Consider the following 25,541-nt stretch of genomic DNA (forward strand, 5'->3'; position numbering starts at 1 on the left):
ATGGGCAAATTCGGACAAGATCCGAGCGGCAGGATTGTTGGCCGGTACATTCGCGAGGGAAGGGCGATTGCGCCGCCGCCGGGCCTCGCCTATCACGGGAAAAATGTCTCCGCTTACCGAAACCGTCCTCTTCGTCTTCAGTCTCGTCGGGCTCGGCTATCTTGCCGGGTTGACCGGCTATTTGAAGCCGGCGAGCGGCGAGGGCGTATCCGAATTCGCCATCAACGTGGCAATGCCGCTTTTGCTGTTCCAGACCATGGTAAAGGCCGATTTCCACGGCGTGGCGCCGTGGTCGCTATGGGGCGCTTATTTCGCGGCGGTCGCGCTCACCTGGGCCACCGGCCATCTGGTTGTTACGCGCATCTTCGGGCGGGACGCCCGCACCGGCGTCGTCGGCGGCGTATCGTCGTCCTTCTCCAACGTCGTCCTGCTCGGCGCGCCCTTCATCATCGGCGTGTTCGGGCCGGCCGGGTTCGAAGTGCTGTCACTGCTCGTCTCCGTTCACCTGCCGGTGATGATGATGGCCTCGATCATCCTGTTCGAGATGTTCGGCCGCGGCGGCAGCGAGCCTGTGCATCCGGTCCGTGTCGTCAGGAGCTTTCTCAGGAGGGTATTCATCAATCCGCTGATCATCGGCATACTGGCCGGGCTGGCGTGGCGCTTCACCGGTGCGCCGCTGCCGGTGCTTGCGACGCGGCTGAGCGACGCGCTGGCCGGCACGGCCGCCCCGGTTGCGCTGTTTGCCATGGGGCTCAGCCTGCGCCGCTTTGGCATCTCCGGCAATGTAAGGCCGGCGCTGGCGCTGTCGGCGCTGAAACTGTTCCTGATGCCGGCGCTGGTTCTCGGCCTGGTGTGGCTGATCGGCCTGCCGCCATTGACGGCCAAGGTGGCGGTGATGGTTGCGGCGTTGCCGTCCGGCATCAATTCCTATCTCATCGCGGTGCAGTTCAACACCGGCCAGGCGCTGGCGTCGAACCAGATGACCATCGCCACCGCCTGTGCTGTCGTGACCACTGCGTTTTGGCTGACGGTGGTCGTCCATGTTTTTGGGTAGGGTATGTCGATATTCAGGTGATGCCGGCCTGCGAATGGCGGTTTCCTGCGCTTCCGGTACTCACGGACCCGAATGTCCGCTCCGTTCCGGTTCTCGGAACCCACCCTTCTCGACTCGGCCTGACCTGAATCTCAATATACCCTGGAGCCTTGGCTGCATCGCTCTCGCTTTGGCTGGCCCAAACCCTATATGCCATCTTGTGATTGCTTGCGGGGCTTGCCCTGGGCTAAGAGCAGTGGCTCTAGCGATGCTATCGCGCACGTCCATTCACGAAATCAGCGACCGGCCCGCCAGGTGCCGAACGGAGGCGAGATCATGCTTCAGAAAACCAGCCATTTCATGCGGCAGGCCAATCTCATCAATGGCGAATGGGTGCAGGCCGATTCAGGCCAGACGATCGACGTCAACAATCCTGCCACCGGCCTCAAGATCGGCACAGTGCCGAAGTCGGGCAAGGCCGAGACCCGCCGCGCCGTCGAAGCCGCCGACGCTGCTTTCCAGACATGGCGCAAGACCACCGCGCTCGAACGCTCGAAGCTGTTGCGCAAGCTGCACGACGCGATGATGGACAATCAGGACGTGCTGGCCGAACTGCTGACCATCGAGCAGGGCAAGTCGCTGTTCGAATCGAAGGGCGAGATCGGCTCGGCCGCGTCCTACATATTGTGGTTCGCCGAAGAGGGCCGCCGCACCTATGGCGACGTCGTTCCGTCGCCCTGGGCGGACCGCCGTATCCTGGTGACCAAGGAACCGGTCGGCGTCATCGCCGCCATCACGCCGTGGAATTTCCCATCCTCGATGCTGGCCCGCAAGCTTGGCCCGGCGCTTGCCGCCGGCTGTACCGCCGTGGTCAAGCCCGCGTCGCAGACGCCTTATTCCGGCCTTGCCTGGGGCGCGCTTGCCGAGGAAGTCGGCTTCCCCAAAGGCGTAATCAATATCCTGACCGGCGCCGCCGGTGAGATCGGCGACGAGATCTGTGCCAACCCACTGGTCAAGAAGATCACCTTCACCGGCTCGACCGAGGTCGGCAAGATCCTGATCCAGAAGTCGTCGGTGACCGTCAAGAAAGTGTCGATGGAGCTCGGCGGCAATGCGCCGTTCATCGTCTTCGACGACGCCGACATCGAGCGGGCCGTCGCCGGCGCCATCACCGCCAAGTACCGCAATTCCGGCCAGACCTGCGTCTGCACCAACCGCTTCCTGGTGCAGGCCGGCATCTACGACCAGTTCGTCGAAAAGCTGGCTGCTGCGAGCAACGGGCTGAAGGTCGGTTCCGGCCTCGAAGACGGCGTCCAGCAGGGGCCGCTGATCGATGAGAAGGCGGTGGAGAAGGTCGAGGAACTGATTGCCGACGCTACCGCCAAAGGCGGCAAGGTCGTCGCCGGCGGAAAGCGCCACGCGCTCGGCGGCTCGTTCTTCCAGCCGACGGTGATCGCCAATGCGACGCCGAAGATGCGCTTCATGAAGGAAGAGATCTTCGGCCCGGTAGCACCGGTATTCAAGTTCGAGACCGAGGAAGAGGCCGTAGCACTCGCCAACGACACCGAATTCGGCCTGGCCTGCTATTTCTACACCGGCGATCTCGGCCGCGCCTTCCGGGTCATGGAAGGGCTGAAATACGGCATGGTCGGCGTCAATGAAGGGCTCATCACCACCCCTGAAGCGCCGTTCGGCGGCGTCAAGGAATCGGGCCTCGGCAAGGAAGGCGGCCATCAGGGCATCGAGGATTATCTCGACACCAAATATGTCTGCATCGGCGGACTTGGTCTCTAGAAGCCTGATGCGGTAATACCGAAAACGACCCTGGGCCGCTTCGAAAGGCCAGGCTGGCATCGAGCAGCGAACTTGCGAGCATGGCAATGAAGGACGGCGAGGTTTTCGGCACGACGCAGGCGGGCGAGGCCGTCCGCCGCTTCACCATCCGTGGCGGCGGCCTTACCGCCAACATCATCGGGCTGGGTGCGATCATCCAGGATCTGCGTCTGGCCGGGCACGACGCGCCGCTGGTGCTCGGCTATGATCGTTTCGAGCACTATGAGACTGACACCGCCTTCTTCGGCACCGTCGTCGGGCGTTATGCCAACCGTATCCGCGACGGCCGCTTCACGCTTGCCGGAAAACGCTACCAGACCGAGCGCAATTTCCTCGAAAAGCACACGCTGCATGGCGGTTCGCAAGGTTTTTCGCGCCGGGCCTGGGCGGTTTCGCTGCATGGCAGGGATTTTGTCACGCTGACCCTGCACGACCCGGACGGCACGATGGGCTTTCCCGGCGCGCTCGACGTGACCTGCACCTACCGGCTGAAGATCCCCGGCACGCTCAGCGTCGAACTGACCGCCACCTGTGAGGAGCCGACGCTCTGCAACCTCACCCAGCATTCCTATTTCAACCTGGATGACGGCGGCGCCGGCGACATTCTCGACCACCGGCTGATGCTGAATGCCGGGGCCTATCTTCCTGTCGACGCCGATCTGATCCCGACAGGCACGGTCAAGCCGGTCGACGGCACGCCCTTCGATTTTCGCCAGGCCCGGCCGCTGCGCATGGAGACCGAGGGCGAACAACTCCCCTACGACCAGAATTTCTGCCTCGCCTCGACGCGCGGGCCGCTGAAGCAGGCGTCGTGGGCGCAAGGCGCGAATTCCGGGGTCGAGATGGAGCTCTGGACCACGGAGCCGGGCGTCCAGCTCTATACCGGCCAGTATCTGGCGCCGTCTTCGCCTGGATTGGGTGGGCGTCAATACAAGGCCTTTTCGGGCTTCTGCCTGGAGCCGCAAATCTGGCCGGATGCGCCGAACCGGCCGTATTTCCCGCAAGCCACGCTGTGGCCCGGGCAGATCTACCATCACGTGACGGAATACCGGTTCAGGCTGCCTTAGGGCAGGAGTGCCGCTGCCGAAGCGTACGACTCGAGCGTCGCGAACATGCCCAACGTAGCGCCTCGGGATCCCTAGTCTGCGGCAGAGCTTCAGCTATCTGGCGGGTTATCTCAGAACCGGCTGGAGCGTTCTTTCGGCTGAGGCGACTTCAAGCCGTGACAGGAGCATTCCGGATCAGCGGGAAGTCGCGCGGCGGTCTCCAGCGCGACCCGCGAGGCTGTCATGGAAAGATTGGGCAGCACGTCCTCCTGCAGCAATTTCTGGCGATTGCGATCCATATAGTCGTTGAAGCCCGCCGTCACGAACGCGCAAGGCACGAAACACGCGCCGATCTCGCGCGACAGGGTCGCCTCAGGGGCGATGGAATGGTTGAGTACATCCGCCCCCATGCCCCGATACGCCAAGGCTTCGGCTGGCGTTGTCAGCCGTGGCCCATAACAGTGGGCAGCCACCAACTGCTGTTCGATGCCATAAACGCGGCATTCGGCTGGCCAATGACGGCGGGCCGTTTCGACCAGAACCGCCGCACATCTTGGACACACGATTTGCTTGCCCGAACAGTCAAAGCTCTGGCGGTCAGGCAACAGTGAAAACGGGGTCTGCGTCAGTTCGATGATGTCGGCGGTCACCACCATGTCGCCCGGCTGGATCGCCTTGTTGACGGCGCCAACCGTCGAGCAGGCGAGAACTTGCCGTACACCCGCCCGCATCAATACCCAGAACGCGCGGCGATGGCAGGAATGGTCGATATGGTCGCGGGGATTGCCGTGCGAATACATGCACAGTGCGCGCTTCGCTCTCCCGTCGGCAGTAATCGACGCGTCGAACTCGAGCAGCTTCCAGTTGTCGGTGCGACCGAAAGGTGTTTCAAAACTGATGTCGCGCCGCAACGTGCGCACACCATCGAATTCGACATCTTCCGGGAAGGAAAGCCCCCAGTTTGCCGACCCGGTGATGATGGCCAACCCTACCTGAGGGATGTCCGTCGAATGATCCGTCAGATCGTCGGCTGCATGGTGATTGGCGGGCATGTTTCCAGTCTCGGTCAGGATTTTTGGCGAAGGGTCACAATCAGGACCACGGCCACGACGATGACGGTCCACAATGTCGAGATCGCCGCAATGGTCGGATCGATCTGATCGCGCAGCGACAGGAACATAAGCTTCGGCATCGTGCTGTTGCGACCGCTTGCGATGAAGATCGAAATCACAGACTCGTCAAGCGAAGTCAGGAACGCCATCAATGTCGCCGACAGCAAGCTGATCCGAAGTTGCGGAACGATTATTCCGCCAATGGCTCTGGCCCAGTTTGCACCGAGGCTGCGCGCCGCCTGAACCTGGTTCCAGTCAAAGCGGGCGAGAGCGGGTAGCAACACAATGCAGGCGACCGGAACGGCCAGCACCACATGTCCGACCAGCACACCCAATAGCGTTCCGATCAGATGTTGTGCGGCCAACACAAAGAAGAGACCGATCGCAAGCAGGATACCTGGGGTGATCGAGGGGGTCAGCAGGACGCTCTGGATGGCCGCAGCGGTCTTTCCGCCCAGCCGGTTCATTGAAATGCAGGCGAGCAGCGCGAAAGGCACCGCGATCAACGCCGTCAATGTCCCAAGGATCAAACTCGTCCTCAGCGCGGCCATCCACGTTGCCGAGCCGAAGAAGTTCTCGTACCAGCGCAACGAGTAGGCGTGCGGCGGAAACTCGAGGAGATTCGATGCCGAAAAGGAAAGCGGCACCACCACGAGCGTCGGCAGCATCAGAAATGCCATGACAAGAGCGGCAAAGCTCCAGAGCAAAATGCGGGCGAGCCTGTTTTGCGGATAGGCTTCAAGCATGGGAGGCTTCCACGGTGTTCTGGGCCACCAGCCGGCGTGCCGCCAGCAACATCACACCGATCAGCGCCATGAGAACGAGGAGCAGAATGCCCAGGACGCTCGCCGACCCCCAGTCCTGAAAGGTCGATAATGTACGCTCGATCCGGGTAGAGAGCGGATTTACCTTGCCGCCGCCAAGCACCGCCGGCGTGATGAAAAAACCTATGGCGTAGATGAGGACGATGATCGAACCCGAGAAGATGCCGCCCGCCGAAAGCGGCATAATGACGGTGCGGATGACCTGCCTGAGAGTGGCTCCCATGCTCGCTGCCGCGCGAATGAGATTTGGGTCGATATCGCGCATCGCAGCATAAACAGGCAGCAGAAAGAGTGGCAGCATGTAGTGCACCATGCCGATGAGCGTTCCCGTGAAGTTGTAGACCAGCGGCAATGGCTCCGCCGTCAGGCCTGATCCGGTCAACGCCGCGTTGATCAGGCCGTCGCGCCGCAAAAGCACGAGCCAACCATAGGTACGCACCAGAATGGAGGTCCACAGCGGCAGCATGACGAACGCCATGAGCACGTTGGCCAACCTTGGTCTGACGCTGGCCAGAGCGAGCGCCAGAGGGGTGCCGAGGAGAATGCAGGCCGCTAGCGTACCCAAGGACAGTTCGAGGGTCGTGACGAGCGCCGACCATGTCAGTCCGCTCGAAAGGACCTTCTGGTAATTGCCAACGGTGTACTCACCTCCGGTGGTCAGGAAGGATTGCCGGATTATCCAAAGGATGGGCAGTATCGCCGCTAGTCCAACGATGAACAGCGCCGGGAGCGAAAGCGATAGAAAAAACCGCCGCTCGCGCCGTGCATCCGCTGCGAGCGCCGGATCCCGGACGACGGTCACGCCGTCGCTCCCGGTATCGCGTGAACCTTCGCGGCTGGTGCATATGCGGTCATCCGCTGACCGGCGGCAAGTTCGGCGCAACCGCCGGCCAGCGCTGCCGGAATGCAGACAAGAACCTCTTGCCCACCGTCAAGCGCCAGCGTCAAAAGCCAGTTCTCGCCGCGGAACGCTTTGGTGCGCAGTATTCCTTCGAGGGCCACTCCGTCTCCTCCGACGAGCTTCGCATCAAGATGGAAGCTTTCGGCGCGGATCATCAGCGTTTCGTGTGATGCTTCGGCGCCGTCGATTCTGCGCGCCGAGCCCGGGGCCACAATGTTGGCCTCGCCCATGAACTCCGCGACGAAGCGGGTCGATGGACGATCATAAATCCGCTGCGGCGTATCTATCTGCTGGATGCGGCCAGAATTCATCACCGCAATCCGGTCAGACATAATAAGCGCTTCGCGCTGGTCGTGGGTCACATAGATTGTGGTGATCCGTAGATGATCATGCAGACGCCGGATCTCATACTGCATGGTCTCGCGCAGATTCTTGTCGAGCGCCGACAGCGGCTCGTCCATCAACATCACGCGCGGTTCGAAGACAATAGCCCGCGCCAATGCCACCCGTTGACGTTGGCCGCCGGATAGTGCGGCAATATTGCGCTCCGCCAGGCCATCCAGCTTCACGCGGGCCAAGGTATCAAGCGCCCGCTGACGCGCCTCCGCTCTCGGTACCTTGCGCAGCACCAGCGGATACGCGACGTTCGCCAGGACGTTCATGTGGGGAAACAAGGCGTAATTCTGGAATACTATGCCGATGTCTCGTTTGTTGGGCGGCAGGCGGGTGATGTCTCGATCGCCCAGGAAAAGTTTACCGGAATCCGGCCGGACAAAACCGGCCAGAGCCATGAGTAAAGTCGTCTTGCCCGATCCGGATGGCCCTAGCAGGGTGAGGAATTCGCCAGCCTGAATGTCGAGCGAAACATCATCCAGTGCGACGTAGGACCCGTAAGCCTTGTGCACGCTTTCGATGGTGATCGCGAGCGACTTCATCATGTGCTCCAGCCTTGAAGCGCGTCGCGTTCGACCGGCTTCACGCGACGCGCTTTAGGTTCTTGTTTTCATGCATGTCGTTGTCGCGCGCTGCACATTTTGCGCGACATGCGTCAGAGCTGAGAGTCAGCGAGCCATCATTTCATCGAAGGCTCTTTGGGCAGCCTCGCCATTCTTGACCCACCATTCTGAATTGGAAAACACCGAAGTGCCAGCATTTTCAGGCGCGGTCGCAAGTGTCTTCAGACGGTCCGCGGGAATAAGTCCACCCTCATATGCCGCAGGATTGACTGGGCCATAGGCAATGAAATCGGTCAGCTTGGCAACCCGCGCGGGCTGCGTCATCGCTGCAATGAGCTTCATCGCGGCTTCCTTGTTCGGCGCTCCCTTCGGCACCCCAAGACAGTCCGTGCCGATGACCGAACCCTTGAACGTGTAGTCAGCCGCGCCCCCATCTGCTTTCACGGTTTGGGCGCGTCCGTTCCAGGTAATGACCAAATCCGCCTCACCGTCTTTCAGCAACTGCGCGGACTGGGCGCCCGAGGTCCACCACACGGCTACGTTTGGTTTAATCGCTTCAAGCCGCTTGATGGCGCGCTCTAGCCCTTCCGGCGTGCTGAGCACGGAATAGACGTCCGCCGGTGCCACGCCATCAGAGAGAAGCGCGATTTCGATCGAGTCTTGCGCATTGGCGCGCAACGCGCGACGGCCAGAAAATTTGGCAACATCCCAGAACTCCGCCCACGTCTTCGGCGGGTTCTGGCCATAGGTCTTGGTGTTCCACGACATGACGGTGCCATAGGAATCGAACGGATAGCAGTAGTCGGACTTTGCGCCGTCCGGCACGGATTTCGGATCGATGATCTTGTAGTCGAGCGGCTCCAGCAGCGACTGTGCGGCCGCCTGAGCACCTTCCGGTGAGCCCAGGTGAATGACGTCGGTCGTGACCGCACCCGATGTGACCTGCATCTTCAAGGCGGCCAGGCCGTCGCTCTGCGTCTCCTCGCGGACATCATAGCCAAGCTCTTTTGCAGCCGGGCCCCACATGGCCTCCTTGATGGCGTTGCCATAGTCGCCGCCCGCGGTCGTGATGGTGACCGTCTGCGCATGCACGGGCAGGGCAGCCGAGATTGCGAATGCTGTTAAGGATATGCGTAGCCAGGACATAGGTTCTCCTCCCCAACTTTTATGGAATATCGCTTGAAAGAGCCATTATTTTGCAATCGTAACGTTACGATTGCATCTGGATACGCTAGAGTCAAGCTGCTTCCATGGGAGTTCGGATTGACCGGGATGTCGAATTCGGTAACGCTATGGCGGTCAGCAAATCAGCCGGCGCTTTCGCAAATGAGGTCGGGCGAACAATGGCCAATCTAAAGCAGATCGCCGCGGAACTTTCCCTCTCGGTGACCACGGTGTCCCGCGCTCTGAAGGATGGACCGGAAGTGCAGCCCTCGACCATAGCCCGCGTCAAGGAGGCGGCTAAGCGGGTCGGCTATTTACCAAATCATTATGGTCGCGCGCTCAAAACCGGTCGAACGCAGACGCTGACGGCGGTGCTCCCGATGGAGACACGAGACCATCTGTCCGATCTGTTGAAGCTTCCTTTAATCGAAGGCATGACGCTGGCGGCGCGGCAAGCCGGCTATAGTCTGTCCATCTATTCTACTACTCCCGACGACGATCCCGTTGAGAGTGTGCAGCGGCAGCTTCAGGCGCGCAGCGCAGACGGCCTGATCATCACACGCCTGGTGTCGGCTGATCCGCGCGTCAGGCTGCTGCTGGATCAACGCATGCCATTCGTCGCGTTTGGAAGAACCGACCTGGATATCGCCTATCCCTATGTCGATGTCGACAATGAACAGATTGCCTACGAGGCGACCCGGCGGCTCATGGATAAGGGCTGTCGACGCATTGCGCTGCAACTTCTCGTTCCGGAGGACCAGGCGAGTGCCATGCGTCTTTCCGGGTATGGAAGGGCAATGGCCGAGGCCGGTATTCCGATCGACCAATCGCTGATCGGTCATGGCATGTTCACCATGGAATCGAGCGCCGGCTGGTTCGATCGCTTGCTGGCGTCATCAGATCCGCCAACGGGCTTGGCGTGCGCCAACGAACTGGGCCTTCTGGGAGCGTTGCACGCTCTCGGCAAGCGGGGTCTTACAGCAGGCCGCGACGTCCACATCGTCACCCGCGACAGCACGCGGCTGGCACGCTTCCTGCCGGCGAGGATCGGAGTTCATTCCGTGGATATGGCGGGTGTTGGACGCAAACTTATCGAAGTCCTGGAGAGCCGGATCATCAATCCGCTTGGGCCGGTGGAGACAGTCTTGGTGCAAGGCAGATTCGAGCCGGCCGAATAGTCCGGGCGGCCCTCAGGAGGCCACCTCGTCTTGAACCGGCCGGATCAGCGCCTTTGCGGCATCTGCTCCCGCTGCAAGGACCCGATCCGACAATTCCGTCCCTTCCAGGGCGCGAGCCAGTTGAAGCGCGCCGATGAGCGTTGCAAACATGCCCAACGCGGTGCCCTCGCGATCCTCGGTCGGCGGCAGAGCTTCGGCTATCTGGCGCACCAGGGATTGAACGCGCTCGGCGTAGAGGGCTCGCGTTTCAGGCGGCTGCCGCGCTATTTCCGGCAACAACGCGGCCGAAGCGCAGCCCTTTCCTGGATTATCCCGGTGCTCGGCCGACAGATATGCCTCTATGGCCATTTCCGGGCCGCCGGCGGCCAATGCTTCCTGCACTTCATGCGACTGCGCGTCCAAGGCCGCCGCCACGCTTTCACGGACGAGCTCCGCCTTGGACTGGAAGTGCGGATAGAAGGCGCCGTTCGTCAGCCCAGCGTCGCTCATGATGGTCGCAAGCCCGGACGCCGCGATGCCGTCAGATCGAAAACGTTCGCCGGCGACTTCCATGATCCGGCTGCGTGACGCGTCTTTTCGGCCCTTTTCGTAGCGCATGTCTTTCTTTCCTGCCCTGCTATTGCATTATGATCATAATCTGATATTACGATCATAATTCAATACGTGGAAATAAGCTAGACCTTTTCGAACCTGGAACATCAAAAATGAATGGGAATTCTGAAAGACCGCAATCGTGACTGGAGCCTCCTCGGGCATCGGCCGCGCCAGCGCCGAGGCCTTGGCGCAGGGCGGCTATGCAGCTGAAAACGTTCGGCTTGTTTCGTTCCACAACAGCAACTGACATTCCTAGAAAGTAACTGCCATGAAGGCATTCGTTGTCGATAAATATAATAAAAAGGGCACCCTGCGGCTGGCCGAAATGCCGGAACCGGAGCTCCAGGACGGCGATGTCCTGATAGCGGTCCATGCCGCTGGGGTGAACCTGCTCGATTCCAAGGTCAGAACCGGAGAATTCAAGCTTATCCTGCCCTATCGTCGGCCGTTCATCCTGGGCCACGACGTGGCTGGGACGATTGTCCGTGTGGGATCGAAAGTCCGCAAGTTCAAAGCCGGCGACGATGTCTATGCGCGGCCGCGCGATGGCCGGATTGGGACATTCGCCGAATTCATTGCCGTCAATGAGGCCGACGTGGCCTTGAAGCCTGCGAATGTCAGTATGGAAGAGGCGGCGTCGATTCCCCTGGTCGGTCTCACCGCCTGGCAGACGCTCATCGAACGGGCAAACCTGAAGAAGGGACAGAAGGTCTTCATTCAGGCTGGTTCCGGCGGCGTCGGGACATTTGTTATTCAGTTGGCCAAGCACCTCGGCGCGACCGTTGCGACAACTGCGAGCGCGGCGAGTGCCGATCTGGTCAAAAGTCTCGGCGCCGATGTCGTCGTCGACTACAGGAAAGACGACTTCGAGAAAGTTTTGTCAGGCTACGATGTCGTCTTGAACAGCCAGGACGCCAAAACACTGGAAAAATCCCTGAGCGTGCTGAAAGCGGGTGGGAAGCTCATCTCCATTTCCGGTCCACCGGATCCCGAATTTGCCAGGGAGAAGGGCCTGAATTTGATGCTGAGGCTGGTGCTGCGCGTCCTGAGCCGCGGAATTCGGGCCAAAGCCAAGCGCCGCGGCGTGCAGTTTTCGTTCCTTTTCATGTGGGCGCAGGGCGATCAGCTGAGCAAAATCACCTCTCTCATCGAAGCCGGCGCGATCCGCCCGGTTGTGGATCGAGTCTTTCCATTCGAAGCGACCAATGACGCCCTGGCCTATGTCGAAACAGGACGCGCCAAGGGCAAGGTCGTCATCAAGCTCAGATAGCAGGTGCCTCGAACGCACCCCTCAGCGTCTCGAACGGCGCCAGGGCGCCGCGCACCTGCACGACGGCGGCGGCGACGCGATGGGCGCGCTGCACCGCTTCTTCCGGGGCATGTCCGGCAAGGCGAGCGGCGAGGTAGGCGCCGTTGAAGGAGTCGCCGGCGCCGGTGGTGTCGACCGGCGCGGCGACATGCACCGCCGGCACCGATTGCGAGCTGCCGTTCCGGGCGATCAGCGCCGGCTCCTCGCCGTTCTTGACGACGACTTCGCTGACCAGCTTTCGCAGCCGTTCGGCTGTTTCCTGCGGTGTCGTATCACCAAATAGCACCTGCTCGTCGGGGAAGGTCGGCAGCGCGATGTCGGCGACTGCGAGCGCCTCGAGCATGGCGGCCTGTGCTTCCTCGCGCCGGCGCCACAGCCGCGACCGGTAATTGGGATCAAAGGCGATCAGCGAGCCGGCCGCGCGCGCTGTGGCCACGGCCGTCAGCAGTACCTTGCGTGGACCCTCGTCGAGAATTGCCAAAGTGATTCCGGAAAAATAGACAAGCGCTTGGTTTTCAAGGCTTTTCTGCAATGCCGCTGGGTCCGAAGCCAACTGCCTTGCGGCCGCATCGGCCCGCCAATAGGTGAAAGAACGTTCGGCGCCGGTCAGGGTGATCGCATAGAGGCCTGGGCGGGCGCCCGCTATCACCGGGCTGGCGCCGATGCCGATGCCGTTTTCGGCCAGGAACTTGATCTGGTCGCGCGAGAACGGGTCGTCGCCGAAGGCCGACACGTAGGTCGCCGGCCGCTCGCCGCTCAAGGCATGCAGCGCCCATAACGTGTTGAACGTGTCGCCGGCAAAGCCCATGCGCCAGTTCGGCCCGGTCTGGCCCGAAAGCTCGAGCATGCACTCGCCAATCGAGGCGATGCCGTTTCCTGCCATGAAGCACTCCTCCATCCTGCAATTGCGGTGCTGTAGCTTTTTGCGGCCGGCAGCGCCATGCTTGGCGACGGCGGATTCTTGCGCTGGGCGCGATTTCCCACAGGGGCGTGGGACGCGATCTGCCCAGCGAAACGTTATCCGCAGAACAGGAATAGGTTTGGCATCGTTATGGCGTTATCTTCTTGGAGGCCTCGGCCTGGCTGCCTTGCTCGCCGGCGTGCTGGCCGTCGTCTATCTGACGGCGCCGCATGCGCCGCAACCAAGCTCGGATGTAGGCCGTTCCAAGACGACGGCGAACAAGCTGTTCGTGGCGACTTTCGAGCCCGAGAAAGGCGTCATCCGGCAGGGCGAACTGGAATCCTGGCTGCTGACGCTGAATACCGTCCACGGTGCGCCGGTGGAAGGTGCTGCGATAACGATTTCCGGCGGCATGCCGCAGCACAAGCACGGTCTGCCGACCAGCCCACAGGCGACCGATTACCTCGGCGCCGGGCGCTATCGCATCGACGGGGTCAAATTCACGATGAGCGGGTGGTGGCAATTGCATTTTGCCATCTCCGCTGCGGCCGGTTCGGACACTGTCGTCTTCAACGTGGTGCTGTGAGCCGCTGATGAGCCGGTTTTCCAGTCTTCTCGTGTTGGTGGTGGTGGCCGTGCTTGCCGGCTGGGGCAGACCGGAGTTTTCCGATGCCGAAAGGCAGACCATCGCCTCGCTGGCGCTATCCAGGCTGCCGCCGCTGAAGCCCGACACCACCAATCGCTTCGCCGATGTGCCGGCCGCCGCGGCACTCGGCTCGACGCTGTTCTTCGACACCGGGATGAGCGGCGACGGCACGGTATCGTGCTCGACCTGCCACAAGATCGACCGCCAATTCCAGGACGACCTGCCGCAAGCGATCGGGGTCGGCCGCACCAATCGTCGTACCATGCCGTTGGCCGGCGTCGCTCATGATCCCTGGTTCTTCTGGGACGGGCGGCGCGACAGCCTGTGGGCGCAAGCGCTGACACCGCTCGAAAATCCGCTGGAGCAGGCGGGCAACCGCGCCGCCTTCGCGCATTACATCAAGGCCCGCTTCGGCGAGCGCTATGAGCGCATCTTCGGGCCGTTGTCTGACCTTTCGAGCGTGCCGGCCAATGCCAGCCCGCTCGGCACCGATGCCGAGAAGGCGGCCTGGAACGCCATGCCCGCCAGCCAAGCCGAGGAGGTCAACCGCGTCTTTGCCAATATCGGCAAGGCGATCGCCGCCTTCGAGCGCTCGATCGCGCCGCCGCAGACACGCTTCGACCGCTTCGCCATCGACGTGGCCGCGGGCGCCGAGCCGAAAGGCGACGCCGCCTTTTCGCCGGAGGAAATCCTCGGCCTGAAGCTGTTCATCGGCAAGGCCAATTGCGTGACCTGCCACAATGGCCCGCGTTTTACCGACGGCAGCTTCCACAACACCGGCGTGCCGCCGGTCGCGGGTCTGCCGCCGGATCGCGGCCGCGTCGACGCGGTGCGCCAAGTCGAGGCCGATCCGTTCAACTGTTTCGGCGCCTTTCGCGACGGCGATGCCAGCGCCTGCCGCGAACTGCGCTTCATGGTCAAGGCCGGGCCGGAACTCGTTCGTGCGTATAAGACACCGTCGCTGCGGGGTGCCGCCACCCGGCCGCCCTACATGCACGCCGGGCAGTTTTCCTCGCTCGACGAGGTGGTGGCGCATTATTCCAAGGCACCGGCAAGCGTCGAGGGCACATCCGAGATCCACCCGCTGCAGCTTTCGGACCGCGAACGCGCGGCGCTGGTGGCGTTTTTGAAGACACTGGCGGAGTGAGGGTGGCTCAGCGCGCTGTGTAGCGATCCTTCGCTGTCCCGCCAACATTACCGCAACAGCGCTCTCCTACCGATCCTTCACCGTCTCCATCGCGACAAACGTCGAGGTCTGGGCAACGTGCGGCAGGGCGGAGATCCGCTCGCCGAGCACGCGGCGATAGGCGGCGATGTCGGTGGTGCGGACCTTCAGCAGATAGTCGAAGCTCGACGCCATCATGTGGCACTGCTCGATCTCCGGCACCGCGTGCACCGCGCGGTTGAAGGCGTCGAGCGCGGCCGAGCGGGTGTCGGACAGTTTCACCTGGACGAAGGCGACATGGCCTTCGCCCATGCGCTCACGGTCGATGATCGCCTGGTAGCCCCTGATGAAGCCGTCTTTCTCCAGCCGTTTGACCCGCGCCTGCACCGGCGTCTTCGACAGGCCGACTTTTGCCGCGAGTTCCGACATGGAAAGCCGGCCATTGCTGCCCAGCGCCGACAGGATGTTCCTGTCAATGCGGTCCAATTGGTCTTCTGTCATTGAAATTCTGGTCAAATTGGCGGGAACCAGCCGTCATGATAGATCAATCGACCTGCTCTGTCGATTTCTTTGGACCGACTGCGATCCGGCTTTGTGCTAGCTTTGCGCCATTCGGTCCGGCGACCGCCGGCCCGCTCCCTGATGTTTGCTCTACAGGACCGTCATGCCAGCGCTCGATGCCATCCGCCAGCAGATCCGTGCCAATTATTTGCCCGACGAAGACCAGGCGGTGAAGCGGCTGGCCGAGGCGGCCGGGCTGTCCGCGCAAGAACGCAAGGCGATTTCGGCCCGTGCCGCCGATCTGGTGCGCGCGGTGCGCGGCTCGTCCGATCCGCGGCTGATGGAAGTCTTCCTGTCCGCCTACGGCCTCTCGACCAAGGAGGGCGTGGCGTTGATGTGCCTGGCCGAAGCGCTGTTGCGGGTGCCCGACACCGAGACGATGGACGACCTTATCGCCGACAAGATCGCGCCGCACGACTGGTCGGCGCATGCGGGCGGCTCGAGCTCGATCTTCATCAATGCGTCGACCTGGGCGCTAATGCTGACAGGCCGGGTGCTCGACGAAGGCGAGGGCGGCATCGAAGGCACGCTGCGCGCCATGGTGCGCCGGTTGGGCGAGCCGGTCATCCGCAAGGCGGTCGCGGCTGCCATGCGCGAAATGGGCGAGCAGTTCGTGCTTGGCCGCACGATCGCCGAGGCGGTCAAGCGCGGCCGGCCGATGACACAGAAAGGCTATCTCTATTCCTTCGACATGCTGGGCGAGGCGGCCCGCACCGAGGCCGATGCCTTGCGCTATCTCAAGGCCTATGCCGACGCCATCTCGTCGCTCGATGCCGGCGCCAACGGCCCCGACATCCGCCAGAACCACGGCATCTCGGTCAAGCTTTCGGCGCTGCATCCGCGCTATGAAGTCACGCAGAAGGAAAAGATGCTGCCCGTCATGGCCGAGCGGCTGTTATCGCTGGCGCTGGCGGCGCGCCATTCGCGCATGGGCCTCAACATCGACGCCGAGGAAGCCGACCGCCTCGATTTGTCGCTGGACGTCATCGAGCGGGTGCTGGCCGAGCCGGAGCTTGCCGGCTGGAACGGTTTTGGCGTCGTCGTCCAGGCCTATGGACCGCGCGCCGCCTTCGTCATCGATTGGCTCTACGAACTGGCGAGGAAATACGACCGCGGCATCATGGTGCGGCTGGTCAAGGGCGCCTATTGGGACACCGAGATCAAGCGGGCGCAGACGCTCGGGCTCGACGGCTATCCGGTCTTTACCCGCAAGGCCAACACCGACGTCTCCTACCTGGCCTGCGCGAAGGTGCTGTTGGCGATGACCGATCGCATCTATCCGCAATTCGCCACCCACAACGCCCACACCGTCGCCGCCATCCTATCGATGACGACGGACCGCGATACATTCGAATTCCAGCGACTGCACGGCATGGGCGAAGCTCTGCACGAGACGGTGCGCAAAGCCGAAGGCACGCGCTGCCGCATCTATGCGCCGGTCGGCGCGCATTCCGACCTGCTTGCCTATCTAGTCCGCCGGCTGCTGGAGAACGGCGCCAATTCCTCCTTTGTCCACCAGCTCACCGACGAGGAGGTCGAGCCCGAGGACATTGCCCGCGACCCACTCGAGACGGTGGAGAAACAAGGCCCCGCCGCCAATCCGGCGATCGTGCCGCCGTCGGCGATCTTCGGTCCCGGCCGGCGCAACTCCAAGGGTTTCGATATCACCGACACGCTGACGCTGGCTGCGATCGACAAGGCGAGGGCCGAGTTCGCCGGGCCGGACCGCTGGCACGCCAAGCCGGTCAGCCGCGCCGCCGGCTACGGCAAGCAACGTCCGGTGGTCAATCCGGCAAAACCTTCGGAAGTGGTCGGCACGGTCAGCGAGGCCGGCGCCAAGCAGGTCGAGACCGCCGTGCGCATCGCCGTCGAGGCACAACCGGCATGGGCAAGACGCCCGGTCGCCGAGCGCGCCGCCATCCTCAACCGGGCGGCCGATCTCTACGAAGCGAACGCGGTCGAGTTCTTTGCACTCGCCGCCCGCGAGGCCGGCAAGTCGCTCGCCGACGGCGTTGCCGAGGTGCGTGAGGCAGTCGATTTCCTGCGCTACTATGCTGCCGAGGCCGCCAATGCCGAAGCTGGAACGGAGGCGCGCGGCGCCATTGCCTGCATCTCGCCGTGGAATTTTCCGCTCGCCATCTTCACCGGCCAGATCGCAGCAGCGCTCGTCACCGGCAATTCCGTCATCGCCAAGCCTGCCGAACAGACGCCGCTGATCGCTTTTCGCGCCGTCCAGCTGCTGCGCGAGGCCGGCGTGCCGGAAGACGTCATCCAGCTTCTGCCCGGCGACGGCCCCTCGGTCGGCGGCCCGCTGACCGCTGACCCGCGCATTGCCGGCGTCTGCTTCACCGGCTCGACCGAGGTCGCCAAGCTGATCGAAAAGCAACTCGCCGACACCGCCGCGCCCGACGCCATGCTGATCGCCGAGACCGGCGGCCTGAACGCCATGATCGTCGATTCCACTGCGCTGCCCGAACAGGCGGTGCGCGATATCCTGGCCTCCGCCTTCCAGAGTGCCGGCCAGCGCTGCTCGGCATTGCGCATTCTCTACGTGCAGAAGGACGTCGAGAAGAAGATGCTGGAGATGCTGAAAGGCGCGATGGAAGCACTCAGCCTCGGCGACCCCTGGCGGATATCGACCGATGTCGGCCCGGTCATCGACGACGAGGCGCAAGCGTCGATCCGCGACTACTGCACCAAAATGGGCCTGCAGGGCCGGCTGATCGCCAAACTCGAAGCACCGAAGGATGGCCGCTTCGTTGCGCCGCACGTCTTTCGGGTCAAGGGCATCGAGGAGCTGGAGCGCGAGGTGTTCGGGCCGGTGCTGCATGTCGCCACCTTCGATGCCGACGAGATCGATGCGGTGATCGCGGCGATCAACCGCAAGGGCTATGGCCTGACCTTCGGCCTGCACACCCGCATCGAAGGCCGCGCCCAGCATTTCGTTGACGGCATCCATGCCGGCAACATCTACGTCAACCGCAACCAGATCGGCGCCGTCGTCGGGGCGCAGCCGTTCGGCGGCGAGGGGCTTTCCGGCACCGGGCCGAAGGCCGGCGGGCCACATTATCTCCGGCGCTTCCGCAAGGGGCCTGAGGCCGGCACTCATCTTGCCGAAGGCCGCAAGGTGACGGCGACCGAGCTCGCCGACAATCTGCCGGACCCGACGTTTAGCGGCTGGTCGACGCGGCCGGACCGCGTAGCCATCCTGAGGAAACATCTGCGCGGCAAGGGCGCCGCGGCCATCGGCGCTGCAGCCGCGATCGATTTCGGCCAGGTCGACCTGCCCGGGCCGACCGGCGAGGCCAACACGCTGTCGCTGTCGCCGCGCGGGCGCGTGCTGTGCCTCGGTCCCGACGCGGATACGCTGCTTGCCCAGACCATCCAGGCGCTGGCCGCCGGCAATGCCGTGCTCGCGGTCGCACCCGGCGCGCCGGCGGCGCTATCAGCGCTGACCGGCAAGGGCCTGCCGCTGGCGGCGATCGACGGCCGGCCGGACCCGGTCGAAGCGCGCTCGCTGCGGGTCGATGTCGTCGCCTTTTCCGGTACGCCCGAGGCCACGCGCATCGTGCGCAAGGTCATCGCCGAGCGCGCCGGCCCGATCGTGCCGCTGGTCAGCGAAGTCTATTATCCGGCCGCCTATGCGCACGAGCGCGCCGTCTGCGTCGACACCACGGCGGCGGGCGGCAATGCCAGCCTGCTGGCCGCGGCCTGAGGGTTTCGCCAGGGCTCGCGTATCGCGGGCCGTGTAAATCGCTTCAGGTTTCCCCTCACCCTTACTCTCTCCCCGTGAAGAACGGGGAGAGGGGTCGCCCAGCGTTGCGTCCACGCCCCTTCTTCCCGTTCTTTACGGGAGAAGGTCCCGGCAGCGGGTTGAGGGGCGGCGCCGGCTTTGGTGGCTGAGAGCGATGGTTACCTGATACCGACCGGCACCTCGAACTGCCAAGCCGAGCGACCGGCTCCATCTGGAATAGGGGGAAACGGAGAAGCCCGGCGGACTGCGTCGAGTGCGGCTTTGTCCAGCGCGGCAACACCCGAACTGCCCGTCAGCCTGGCCGACCGGACGCTGCCATTCGATGCGACGATAAAGGCAACGGTAGCCGTGCCGGTGGCGCGCGTGCGTGTCGAATTGAACGCCCGCACCAGCTTAGCCCTGATCTTGCCGGGATAGTTGGTGACGGCTGCATTGCCGACGCCTGATTTGCCGCCCCTGCTGGCGGTCAGGATCTTGCCGTCCTTGTTGCCGTCGGCCGCGCCGCGCGCGATATCCGTTTCGTCACGTCCGCCAGAGCCGGTCTTTTTCTTCTTGGAATCGGCTTTGGCAAGTGCCTTGCTCGCCTTCTTGCGCAAGGCCGGCTTTTCGGGCCCGTTTGGTTCGGCCCTCCTGGCCGGCTTTTTCTGTGCGGTTGCCTTTTTCGGCTGCTTGGGCTCCGGCCTGTCCGGCTTCGGTTCTTCCGCCGCGCCGACTGTCTCGGTCGTCTGAACCGTTTCGGCCGGCGCCAGGTCGGCTGGTGCCGGAGCACTCGTCTCGGCAGGCTCGGCCGTTTCGACCGCGCTGACTGGCGGCGGCACGGCGTTGTCGTCGGCAGGCACCAGCCTGTCGGTCGCAAGAATGTCGGGCGATGGGTCCTGGCGGGCAGGGTGGAAGGGTTGGGCAGGTGCCGGCTCTGTGCGATCGGCAAGGGCAGCAGTTTCCGGGGCGGCCTCGCTGACCGGCTCGACGACTTCTGTTCCCGATGCTTCGGCCGTGTCAGTGACCGGCTGGAGCGTCTCCTCCGCCGCGGTCGCCTGCGCCTCGACCGTTTCGACGGGCTTGGCGTCGAGCATGGTCACCATCGTTGCGTTGGCCACTTCTGGGTCGTCTCCGACATCGCCGGCTGCCTGCTGCGGATCGGCGCCGAGCAGCATTTCGCCTTGCTGGTCAGCACCTTCGATCCTTGGCCGGTCGTCCGGCAGCGTGAGAAAAGCCAGCGCCGCGGCTACGTGGAATGCGCAAGAGCAGGCGATCGCCACCGTCCAGTTGCGGCGCCGCTGCTTCTGTCGTGCCTGCCGCATTGGCTCCGCAGGCACCGTAGGCAGGTCGCCGTCGGCATCGACGATGTAACTGTCTTCCGGTCTGTCGCGCAGCGAAACACGCAGCGCCCCGCGCGGGATGGCGAAATCCGGATCGTCCGGCTCCGGCGGCAGGAAACCGGCTAGCGGCCACGCCATGGCGTTTCGTGCGAAGGCGGGTTCCAGTCCCAAAATTCAGACCCCGAAGGCGATGCCGGTCCTGGTCTGCGTCTTCAGCCCGCGCATGCAGGCATTCGGCTCGGCGCCGGCGCATTCCGTGGCGCTGTTGATCAACACGCGGCTGAGCTTGCCGCAATCGGTGCCGGCAAGGTCGAAACGCGTCACCTTGGTCTTGCCTGCCGGCAGCTCTTTGAAATCGAGCACGGTCAGCCGATCGACGACACCGACCTCGTTGAACAGCGCGACCTCGAATGCCGCCTTGGACAGATCGGCACCGAGATTGTTGGTGACCACGAAGGTCAGGCGGCAGCCCTTGTCGGATGGTTGCGCGCCGTTCAGTTCTAGGTTCAGCGCCGGCGCTGGCTGCTGTGTCCATGCCGGAGCCGCCGCAAGCGATATTGCCAGCACCGCGGCGAACAGACGAAGGGATGCCGTCATGCCTGTCATTGTCGTCAGCCTCCAAACCTCATGGTCGCCGCCAGCTTCAGGGTGACGCCGGGCTCGTAGACGACGCTCGTCGTCGATGCGTTCAGCGGGTTGGCGTATTTGACGTCGAACAGATTGTCGGCGCGAAAATCGACCTTGAAATTGTCGGTCGCCTGGTAGCTGGCGAAGGCATTGACCAGCGTATAGTCCTTGGCCACCGCGTTGCCCTGCGGCTTGCCGTTGTATTGCACCTCGCCGCCGATTGTCAGCCTGTCCTCGAGGAAGCGAAAGCCGAGTTGCCCGGTGACCTGGGAGGAGGGGACGGTGACAAGGTCCGCCCGTTCGCCTTCATAGGAGATGGTGTGGCCGTCGGTGACCGACGCCGACAGCCCGGCAAAACCCCAGGCTGCATCATAGACGCCCTCCATCTCGAAGCCGTGGATCCTGGCCTTGGCGAAATTCTGGTACTGGAAGCAGATCGGGATGCCCGGACCGAATGGGCAGCCGCTGGTCGGGTCGAACGGCGACAACGTCACGCCGTCGATGTAGTCGTCGACGTTGTTGTTGAAATAGGCCGCCTTCAGCCGCAGCGCGTCATCAGCCTCGATGACGCCATTGGTGCTGTAATTGACGCCAAACTCCACCGTCTTGCCGATTTCAGGCTTCAAATTCGGATTGGGGAGAAACGGGAAACTGACGCCTGACGGATGATTGCCGCTGATCAGCGTCTCCGACAGCGACGGAGAACGGTAGCCTTCCGCATAGGTGCCGTAGAATTGCAGCCCGGAAAGGCCGGCGGTTTCGAAGGGCGAAACGCCCACTGTGATGCGTGGCGACAGCCGGTTACCAGAGGTTTCGCCGACATCGCTGTCGAGCTTGTAGCTGTCGTAACGCAGCCCGGCGATGACCTCGAGCCAGTACCAGGTGAGCTTGTCCTGGACGTGGGCGCCGGAGACGTTTCTATTGCCCGAGGGCGTGTAGAAACTGTCGCCGCCCGCCGCGCCGCCTGTCTCGACATCGTCGCCGACCCAGTCGCCGCCATAGGACAGCTCATGCGCGATTCCAACGGTCTCGAATCTCGACGTGTTCCAGATGTCGATGCCGGAAGTTCCGATATCGAATGTCGACATCGAACCCGCTGGCAGGATGATCGGAAGACCGGTGACCGGATCAAACCGGTTTTGCGCGACAAGGGTCGTCAGATCGAGCTTGGTCTTGTTGTAAGACGCGTTGATGTGGAGATCGAGCCAGCTCCTGTCTTCGTCGGTGATGTTGTAGCGGGCCGTGAAGGTATTCGCCTTCAGGTCGGCGTCGTTCACCGGCGCACTGCCGCTGGTTTCGGTCCATCCGTCGTTCGAGCCGATCCAACCGAGCTTCAGCTCGCTGTTGTCGCTGGGGCGGATGGTCGTCTTGAGCAGCCCGCTCAAGACATCGAAGCCGGTGCCCGCTACAGTGTCGCCGCCGCCATGCTTGTAGTCGTCATAATCGCGGTAGACGATGTTGCCGAGCACGTCCCAATTCTCGTTGATCCGATAGGCACCGCTGGCGCTGGTGGTCCAGCCTTCGCCGTTGGTTTCGTAGCGCCCGGTCGCTGCTGCTGCCCAGGTCTCGTCGGACTTGAGGAAATCCTGCGCATCCTTGGTGTCGAAAAAGACGACGCCGCCGATCGCCCCGGAGCCATAGGTGTTGGCGACCGGGCCGCGGATCACGTCGACGGATTTGATTAATTCGGGATCGATGTAGAAGGTCGATTGCGTGCCATGATCCGAGCGCTGGAAATTCTGACGGGCGCCGTCGACGATGACGGAGACGCGGCCGAAATCCTGCAGGCCGCGGATGTTGATGCTGGAGCTGACACGCCTTGCGTCGGCCTGGACGGCGACACCCGGCACACCGAACAGCATTTCGTTGGGCGTCGTCGCCATGCGGCGCTCGAGCTGTTCCTCGTCGACATGGCTGGCTGAAGCAAGCGATTCGATCGCCGTCTCGCCGGTGCGGCTGAGGATCAGGATCTTGTCGAGCAGCGTGGTACCCGTCGGAGCCGGCTTTGCCTGTTCGGGCTGTTGTGACGGGTCAGTCCGTTGCTGGCCGGTTGCCGGTTGGGCGGCCTGCTGGGCGCCGGCCGGCGTGGCGAGCAGCGGGATCGCCGCCGCGCCGGCCAGCAACGCGGCCATTTTGCTTGCCGTAGACCCCATTTTTCTTGCCGTCGACCAGTGTGCCAGGCCGCTGCCCGCCGGCCGCCCCCAATTCGCCAACCCCATGCTGCAACTCCAAGAATCCATGTTCGATGCTGGCTGGCTTGGGGCTCGCTGGCATTTTTCATCGCGTCCGGCGTCTTAAATGTTGACTCATTTACTCCGGTATTGCACTGCTAGATAACATGACAATTCGAGTCAAGAATTGAATCGGCATTTCACGCAGGCGCCGAGCCAGATGCCCGGCACAGGAAAGGGATCGAACCAATGAACACGCACAATCCCAGCGACTTTCGCTATCGTGTCCGCCGTTCCGACGAAAATTCCATCCGTTTCGAGCGGGTCCAATCGGCCGTGAGAACGCTGTCCAGCAACACGCTGTTCCAGGGTGAGCACGAGATCGGCATCGAGCATCACGGTGCGCTGTATCGGCTGAAGATCACCCGGCAGGGCAAGCTCATCCTCAACAAGTAGGTGGTAGAAATGGACCAGCGCGTAAAACCCGCCCCGCACGAGATCCGGCGGGCACGGGCAGACAATCCGAAGATGCGCGAGCGTGACCTCGCCGCCCAGCTGAGGATTTCGGAGGCCGAACTGGTCGCCGCGCATTGCGGCGACGGGGTCGTGCGCGTCGAGCCGCGTGTCAACGACCTCTTGACTGGCCTCGAAGCTGTCGGTGAGGTGATGGCGCTGACCCGCAACGAAAGCGCGGTGCACGAGAAGATTGGCGTCTACGACAAGGTCGTCACCGGCAATCACAATGCCATGGTGCTCGGCGAAAACATCGACCTGCGCATTTTCCCAAAAGTCTGGGCGCACGGCTTTGCCGTGGAAAAGCGCGATGGCGCCGACATCCGCCGCAGCCTGCAGTTCTTCGACGCCGCAGGCGAGGCGATGCACAAGGTGCATCTCAGACCCGCATCCAACCTCTATGCCTATCAGAAGCTGGTGGCAGGACTGGAATCTCCGAACCAGGAACCGACGGTGGCGATTTCAGCGGGCGCGGCTGACGACGAGATCGAGCCTGCGGACAATTCGGCCAGCGTCGAGGATCTGCGCGACCGCTGGAGCCAACTAACCGACGTGCATCAGTTCTTCGGCATGCTGAAGACACTGAAGCTCAGCCGCCGACAGGCGGTGCGCATGGTCGGCCAGGACTACGCCTGGCTGGTCGAGAAGGATGCGGTGAACGCCATGTTCAACCACGCCGCTGGTGGCGCCATTCCGATCATGTGCTTTGTCGGCAATCGCGGCTGCATCCAGATCCATTCCGGCCCCGTCGCCTCGATCAAGCGGATGGGACCATGGCTCAACGTGCTCGACGAGACCTTCCATCTGCACCTGCGGACCGACCACATCGATGAGGTCTGGGCCGTGCGCAAGCCGACCAAGGACGGCCATGTCACGTCGCTCGAAGTCTATGGCGCCGACGGCAAGATGATCATCCAGTTCTTCGGGAAGCGGCACGAAGGCGAAAGCGAGCGCGAAGACTGGCGCTTTCTGGCCGAAAACCTGCCGCGCATTCCAAGCCCGACCGCAGCCTGAGGACAACGACGATGGTTCTTGTCTCCAGGCTGGCATCGGTCTCCAGGCCGGCGCTTGGTCCTGCGGCCGCCGTTTTCCTGGCGTTCGCCGCGCTGATGCCGGCTCAGGCCGCCGAAGGCCTCGCGACTTTCGCCGACCGCTCGAGGATCGTGGCCATCGGCGGCTCGATCACCGAGATCGTCTACGCGCTCGGTGAACAGGATCGGCTGGTCGCCCGCGATTCGACCAGCCGCTATCCGCAAGCGGCGGCAGAACTGCCTGGTGTCGGCTACATGCGCCAGCTGTCGCCGGAAGGCGTCCTGTCGGTTAATCCGTCGGGCATATTGGCCCTGCACGGCAGCGGGCCGAAGGAAACCGTCGACGTGCTGAAGAAAACGAGCATCCCGTTCATCGAGGTGGCCGAGCGCTACGACCACCAAGGCATTCTCGAAAAGATCCACATCGTCGGCAGGGCGCTTGGCGTGGGCGCCAAGGCCGATGCGCTGGCGGTCGAGATCGACGCCAAGCTGAAGGCAGCTGAAAAGCAGACCGCCTCGATCAAGGAGCGCAGGCGCATCCTGTTCGTGCTGTCGATGCAGGGCGGCAAGCTGCTTGCCGCTGGCAGCGACACCGCCGCCGACGGCATCATCAAGCTGTCGGGCGGCATCAACGCCATCGATGGCTTTGCCGGCTACAAGCAATTGTCGGACGAGGCAGTCATCACCGCCAGGCCTGACGTGATCCTGATGATGAACAATGCCGGGCCTGCCACCGCGGATGACGAATTGTTTTCGAACCCTGCCGTGGCTTCGACGCCGGCGGGTGCCGCCCGCAAGCTGATCCGCATGGATGGCGGCTACCTGCTCGGCTTCGGCCCGCGCACGGCCGACGCCATCCACGATCTCGCCGTCTCGCTCTATGGCAGCCAGGTCGCGGATTGA

General features: G+C 63.1%; 22 protein-coding genes. 11 read left to right on the forward strand and 11 right to left on the reverse strand.

Annotated features, from left to right (window positions below):
• Positions 1-103: 103 nt before the first annotated feature.
• From NMG46_RS13880 to NMG46_RS13890, 3 genes are all read left to right on the forward strand, one after another.
• A complete protein-coding gene (locus NMG46_RS13880; RefSeq protein WP_254818211.1) occupies positions 104-1,054 on the forward strand; it encodes an AEC family transporter in 951 nt (316 codons plus the stop codon).
• A 315-nt stretch (positions 1,055-1,369) separates the two neighbouring features.
• Positions 1,370-2,827, forward strand: coding sequence for an NAD-dependent succinate-semialdehyde dehydrogenase (locus NMG46_RS13885; protein ID WP_254818212.1), 1,458 nt, complete (start codon positions 1,370-1,372; stop codon positions 2,825-2,827).
• Positions 2,828-2,907: 80 nt separating this feature from the next.
• Positions 2,908-3,933: an aldose epimerase family protein gene (locus NMG46_RS13890; RefSeq protein ID WP_254818213.1), complete on the forward strand. Its 1,026-nt coding sequence runs from the start codon at positions 2,908-2,910 to the stop codon at positions 3,931-3,933.
• 110 nt (positions 3,934-4,043) lie between these two features.
• Here the strand turns inward: NMG46_RS13890 and NMG46_RS13895 are convergent, their stop codons facing one another.
• The 5 genes from NMG46_RS13895 to NMG46_RS13915 all read right to left on the reverse strand — a co-directional run bounded on the left by NMG46_RS13895 (position 4,044) and on the right by NMG46_RS13915 (position 8,851).
• Positions 4,044-4,964, reverse strand: coding sequence for a 5'-methylthioadenosine phosphorylase (locus tag NMG46_RS13895; RefSeq protein ID WP_254818214.1), 921 nt, complete (start codon positions 4,962-4,964; stop codon positions 4,044-4,046).
• Between the two features lie 14 nt (positions 4,965-4,978).
• Positions 4,979-5,770, reverse strand: coding sequence for an ABC transporter permease (locus tag NMG46_RS13900; protein ID WP_254818215.1), 792 nt, complete (start codon positions 5,768-5,770; stop codon positions 4,979-4,981).
• Positions 5,763-6,650, reverse strand: coding sequence for an ABC transporter permease (locus NMG46_RS13905; RefSeq protein ID WP_254818216.1), 888 nt, complete (start codon positions 6,648-6,650; stop codon positions 5,763-5,765). Before NMG46_RS13905 ends, NMG46_RS13900 begins: the two co-directional genes overlap by 8 nt.
• On the reverse strand, positions 6,647-7,684 hold the full coding sequence (locus NMG46_RS13910; protein WP_254818389.1) for an ABC transporter ATP-binding protein: 1,038 nt from the start codon (positions 7,682-7,684) through the stop codon (positions 6,647-6,649). Before NMG46_RS13910 ends, NMG46_RS13905 begins: the two co-directional genes overlap by 4 nt.
• Positions 7,685-7,810: 126 nt before the next feature.
• The gene (locus NMG46_RS13915; protein WP_254818217.1) at positions 7,811-8,851 is read right to left on the reverse strand and encodes an ABC transporter substrate-binding protein; all 1,041 of its coding nucleotides are present in this window, start codon (positions 8,849-8,851) and stop codon (positions 7,811-7,813) included.
• 146 nt (positions 8,852-8,997) lie between these two features.
• Here NMG46_RS13915 and NMG46_RS13920 point away from each other — a divergent pair, with 146 nt between their 5' ends.
• Complete coding sequence (locus NMG46_RS13920) at positions 8,998-10,047, forward strand: LacI family DNA-binding transcriptional regulator (protein ID WP_254818218.1); 1,050 nt, start codon at positions 8,998-9,000, stop codon at positions 10,045-10,047.
• Between the two features lie 12 nt (positions 10,048-10,059).
• On the opposite strand, the gene NMG46_RS13925 is transcribed toward NMG46_RS13920, so the two are convergent.
• The gene (locus NMG46_RS13925) at positions 10,060-10,644 is read right to left on the reverse strand and encodes a TetR/AcrR family transcriptional regulator (RefSeq protein WP_254818219.1); all 585 of its coding nucleotides are present in this window, start codon (positions 10,642-10,644) and stop codon (positions 10,060-10,062) included.
• A gap of 265 nt (positions 10,645-10,909) precedes the next feature.
• Between NMG46_RS13925 and NMG46_RS13930 the strand changes: the two genes are divergently transcribed.
• Complete coding sequence (locus tag NMG46_RS13930; protein ID WP_254818220.1) at positions 10,910-11,911, forward strand: NADP-dependent oxidoreductase; 1,002 nt, start codon at positions 10,910-10,912, stop codon at positions 11,909-11,911.
• Here NMG46_RS13930 and NMG46_RS13935 read toward each other — a convergent pair.
• The gene (locus NMG46_RS13935) at positions 11,904-12,833 is read right to left on the reverse strand and encodes a sugar kinase (protein ID WP_254818221.1); all 930 of its coding nucleotides are present in this window, start codon (positions 12,831-12,833) and stop codon (positions 11,904-11,906) included. The genes NMG46_RS13930 and NMG46_RS13935 overlap by 8 nt on opposite strands.
• Positions 12,834-12,990: 157 nt before the next feature.
• Here NMG46_RS13935 and NMG46_RS13940 point away from each other — a divergent pair, with 157 nt between their 5' ends.
• Together NMG46_RS13940 and NMG46_RS13945 are read left to right on the forward strand one after the other, a co-directional pair.
• On the forward strand, positions 12,991-13,437 hold the full coding sequence (locus NMG46_RS13940) for a FixH family protein (RefSeq protein WP_254818222.1): 447 nt from the start codon (positions 12,991-12,993) through the stop codon (positions 13,435-13,437).
• A gap of 7 nt (positions 13,438-13,444) precedes the next feature.
• Positions 13,445-14,644, forward strand: coding sequence for a cytochrome-c peroxidase (locus NMG46_RS13945; protein WP_254818223.1), 1,200 nt, complete (start codon positions 13,445-13,447; stop codon positions 14,642-14,644).
• A gap of 66 nt (positions 14,645-14,710) precedes the next feature.
• On the opposite strand, the gene NMG46_RS13950 is transcribed toward NMG46_RS13945, so the two are convergent.
• On the reverse strand, positions 14,711-15,163 hold the full coding sequence (locus tag NMG46_RS13950; protein ID WP_254818224.1) for an Lrp/AsnC family transcriptional regulator: 453 nt from the start codon (positions 15,161-15,163) through the stop codon (positions 14,711-14,713).
• Between the two features lie 163 nt (positions 15,164-15,326).
• Here NMG46_RS13950 and putA point away from each other — a divergent pair, with 163 nt between their 5' ends.
• Positions 15,327-18,938, forward strand: coding sequence for a bifunctional proline dehydrogenase/L-glutamate gamma-semialdehyde dehydrogenase PutA (putA, locus tag NMG46_RS13955; RefSeq protein WP_254818225.1), 3,612 nt, complete (start codon positions 15,327-15,329; stop codon positions 18,936-18,938).
• Between the two features lie 197 nt (positions 18,939-19,135).
• On the opposite strand, the gene NMG46_RS13960 is transcribed toward putA, so the two are convergent.
• From NMG46_RS13960 to NMG46_RS13970, 3 genes are read right to left on the reverse strand one after another with little or no spacing between them, the layout of a single operon-like run.
• The gene (locus NMG46_RS13960; protein WP_254818226.1) at positions 19,136-20,434 is read right to left on the reverse strand and encodes an energy transducer TonB; all 1,299 of its coding nucleotides are present in this window, start codon (positions 20,432-20,434) and stop codon (positions 19,136-19,138) included.
• 36 nt (positions 20,435-20,470) lie between these two features.
• Positions 20,471-20,902, reverse strand: a complete 432-nt coding sequence (locus NMG46_RS13965; RefSeq protein ID WP_254818227.1) for a hypothetical protein — start codon at positions 20,900-20,902, stop codon at positions 20,471-20,473.
• A gap of 5 nt (positions 20,903-20,907) precedes the next feature.
• Complete coding sequence (locus tag NMG46_RS13970; RefSeq protein ID WP_254818228.1) at positions 20,908-23,055, reverse strand: TonB-dependent hemoglobin/transferrin/lactoferrin family receptor; 2,148 nt, start codon at positions 23,053-23,055, stop codon at positions 20,908-20,910.
• 288 nt (positions 23,056-23,343) lie between these two features.
• On the opposite strand from NMG46_RS13970, the gene hemP reads away from it, so the two are divergent.
• From hemP to NMG46_RS13985, 3 genes are read left to right on the forward strand one after another with little or no spacing between them, the layout of a single operon-like run.
• Positions 23,344-23,550 carry a hemin uptake protein HemP gene (gene hemP / locus NMG46_RS13975; RefSeq protein WP_254818229.1) on the forward strand — a complete coding sequence of 69 codons (207 nt, stop codon included), beginning with the start codon at positions 23,344-23,346 and terminating at the stop codon, positions 23,548-23,550.
• Positions 23,551-23,559: 9 nt separating this feature from the next.
• A complete protein-coding gene (locus tag NMG46_RS13980) occupies positions 23,560-24,621 on the forward strand; it encodes a hemin-degrading factor (protein ID WP_254818230.1) in 1,062 nt (353 codons plus the stop codon).
• 11 nt (positions 24,622-24,632) lie between these two features.
• Positions 24,633-25,541: a hemin ABC transporter substrate-binding protein gene (locus NMG46_RS13985; protein WP_254818231.1), complete on the forward strand. Its 909-nt coding sequence runs from the start codon at positions 24,633-24,635 to the stop codon at positions 25,539-25,541.

The organism is Mesorhizobium sp. LMG 17147 (assembly GCF_024297145.1).
Taxonomy (GTDB): Bacteria; Pseudomonadota; Alphaproteobacteria; order Rhizobiales; family Rhizobiaceae; genus Mesorhizobium.

Excerpts from the sequence above, each read along its gene's own strand:
- NMG46_RS13880 (WP_254818211.1), top strand. The coding sequence starts at position 104 with ATGTCTCCGCTTACCGAAACCGTCCTCTTCGTCTTCAGTCTCGTCGGG.
- NMG46_RS13885 (WP_254818212.1), top strand. The coding sequence starts at position 1,370 with ATGCTTCAGAAAACCAGCCATTTCATGCGGCAGGCCAATCTCATCAAT.
- NMG46_RS13890 (WP_254818213.1), top strand. The coding sequence starts at position 2,908 with ATGGCAATGAAGGACGGCGAGGTTTTCGGCACGACGCAGGCGGGCGAG.
- NMG46_RS13895 (WP_254818214.1), bottom strand. The coding sequence starts at position 4,964 with ATGCCCGCCAATCACCATGCAGCCGACGATCTGACGGATCATTCGACG.
- NMG46_RS13900 (WP_254818215.1), bottom strand. The coding sequence starts at position 5,770 with ATGCTTGAAGCCTATCCGCAAAACAGGCTCGCCCGCATTTTGCTCTGG.
- NMG46_RS13910 (WP_254818389.1), bottom strand. The coding sequence starts at position 7,684 with ATGAAGTCGCTCGCGATCACCATCGAAAGCGTGCACAAGGCTTACGGG.
- NMG46_RS13915 (WP_254818217.1), bottom strand. The coding sequence starts at position 8,851 with ATGTCCTGGCTACGCATATCCTTAACAGCATTCGCAATCTCGGCTGCC.
- NMG46_RS13920 (WP_254818218.1), top strand. The coding sequence starts at position 8,998 with ATGGCGGTCAGCAAATCAGCCGGCGCTTTCGCAAATGAGGTCGGGCGA.
- NMG46_RS13925 (WP_254818219.1), bottom strand. The coding sequence starts at position 10,644 with ATGCGCTACGAAAAGGGCCGAAAAGACGCGTCACGCAGCCGGATCATG.
- NMG46_RS13930 (WP_254818220.1), top strand. The coding sequence starts at position 10,910 with ATGAAGGCATTCGTTGTCGATAAATATAATAAAAAGGGCACCCTGCGG.
- NMG46_RS13935 (WP_254818221.1), bottom strand. The coding sequence starts at position 12,833 with ATGGCAGGAAACGGCATCGCCTCGATTGGCGAGTGCATGCTCGAGCTT.
- NMG46_RS13945 (WP_254818223.1), top strand. The coding sequence starts at position 13,445 with ATGAGCCGGTTTTCCAGTCTTCTCGTGTTGGTGGTGGTGGCCGTGCTT.
- NMG46_RS13950 (WP_254818224.1), bottom strand. The coding sequence starts at position 15,163 with ATGACAGAAGACCAATTGGACCGCATTGACAGGAACATCCTGTCGGCG.
- putA (WP_254818225.1), top strand. The coding sequence starts at position 15,327 with ATGCCAGCGCTCGATGCCATCCGCCAGCAGATCCGTGCCAATTATTTG.
- NMG46_RS13960 (WP_254818226.1), bottom strand. The coding sequence starts at position 20,434 with ATGGCGTGGCCGCTAGCCGGTTTCCTGCCGCCGGAGCCGGACGATCCG.
- NMG46_RS13965 (WP_254818227.1), bottom strand. The coding sequence starts at position 20,902 with ATGACAGGCATGACGGCATCCCTTCGTCTGTTCGCCGCGGTGCTGGCA.
- NMG46_RS13970 (WP_254818228.1), bottom strand. The coding sequence starts at position 23,055 with ATGGCCGCGTTGCTGGCCGGCGCGGCGGCGATCCCGCTGCTCGCCACG.
- hemP (WP_254818229.1), top strand. The coding sequence starts at position 23,344 with ATGAACACGCACAATCCCAGCGACTTTCGCTATCGTGTCCGCCGTTCC.
- NMG46_RS13980 (WP_254818230.1), top strand. The coding sequence starts at position 23,560 with ATGGACCAGCGCGTAAAACCCGCCCCGCACGAGATCCGGCGGGCACGG.
- NMG46_RS13985 (WP_254818231.1), top strand. The coding sequence starts at position 24,633 with ATGGTTCTTGTCTCCAGGCTGGCATCGGTCTCCAGGCCGGCGCTTGGT.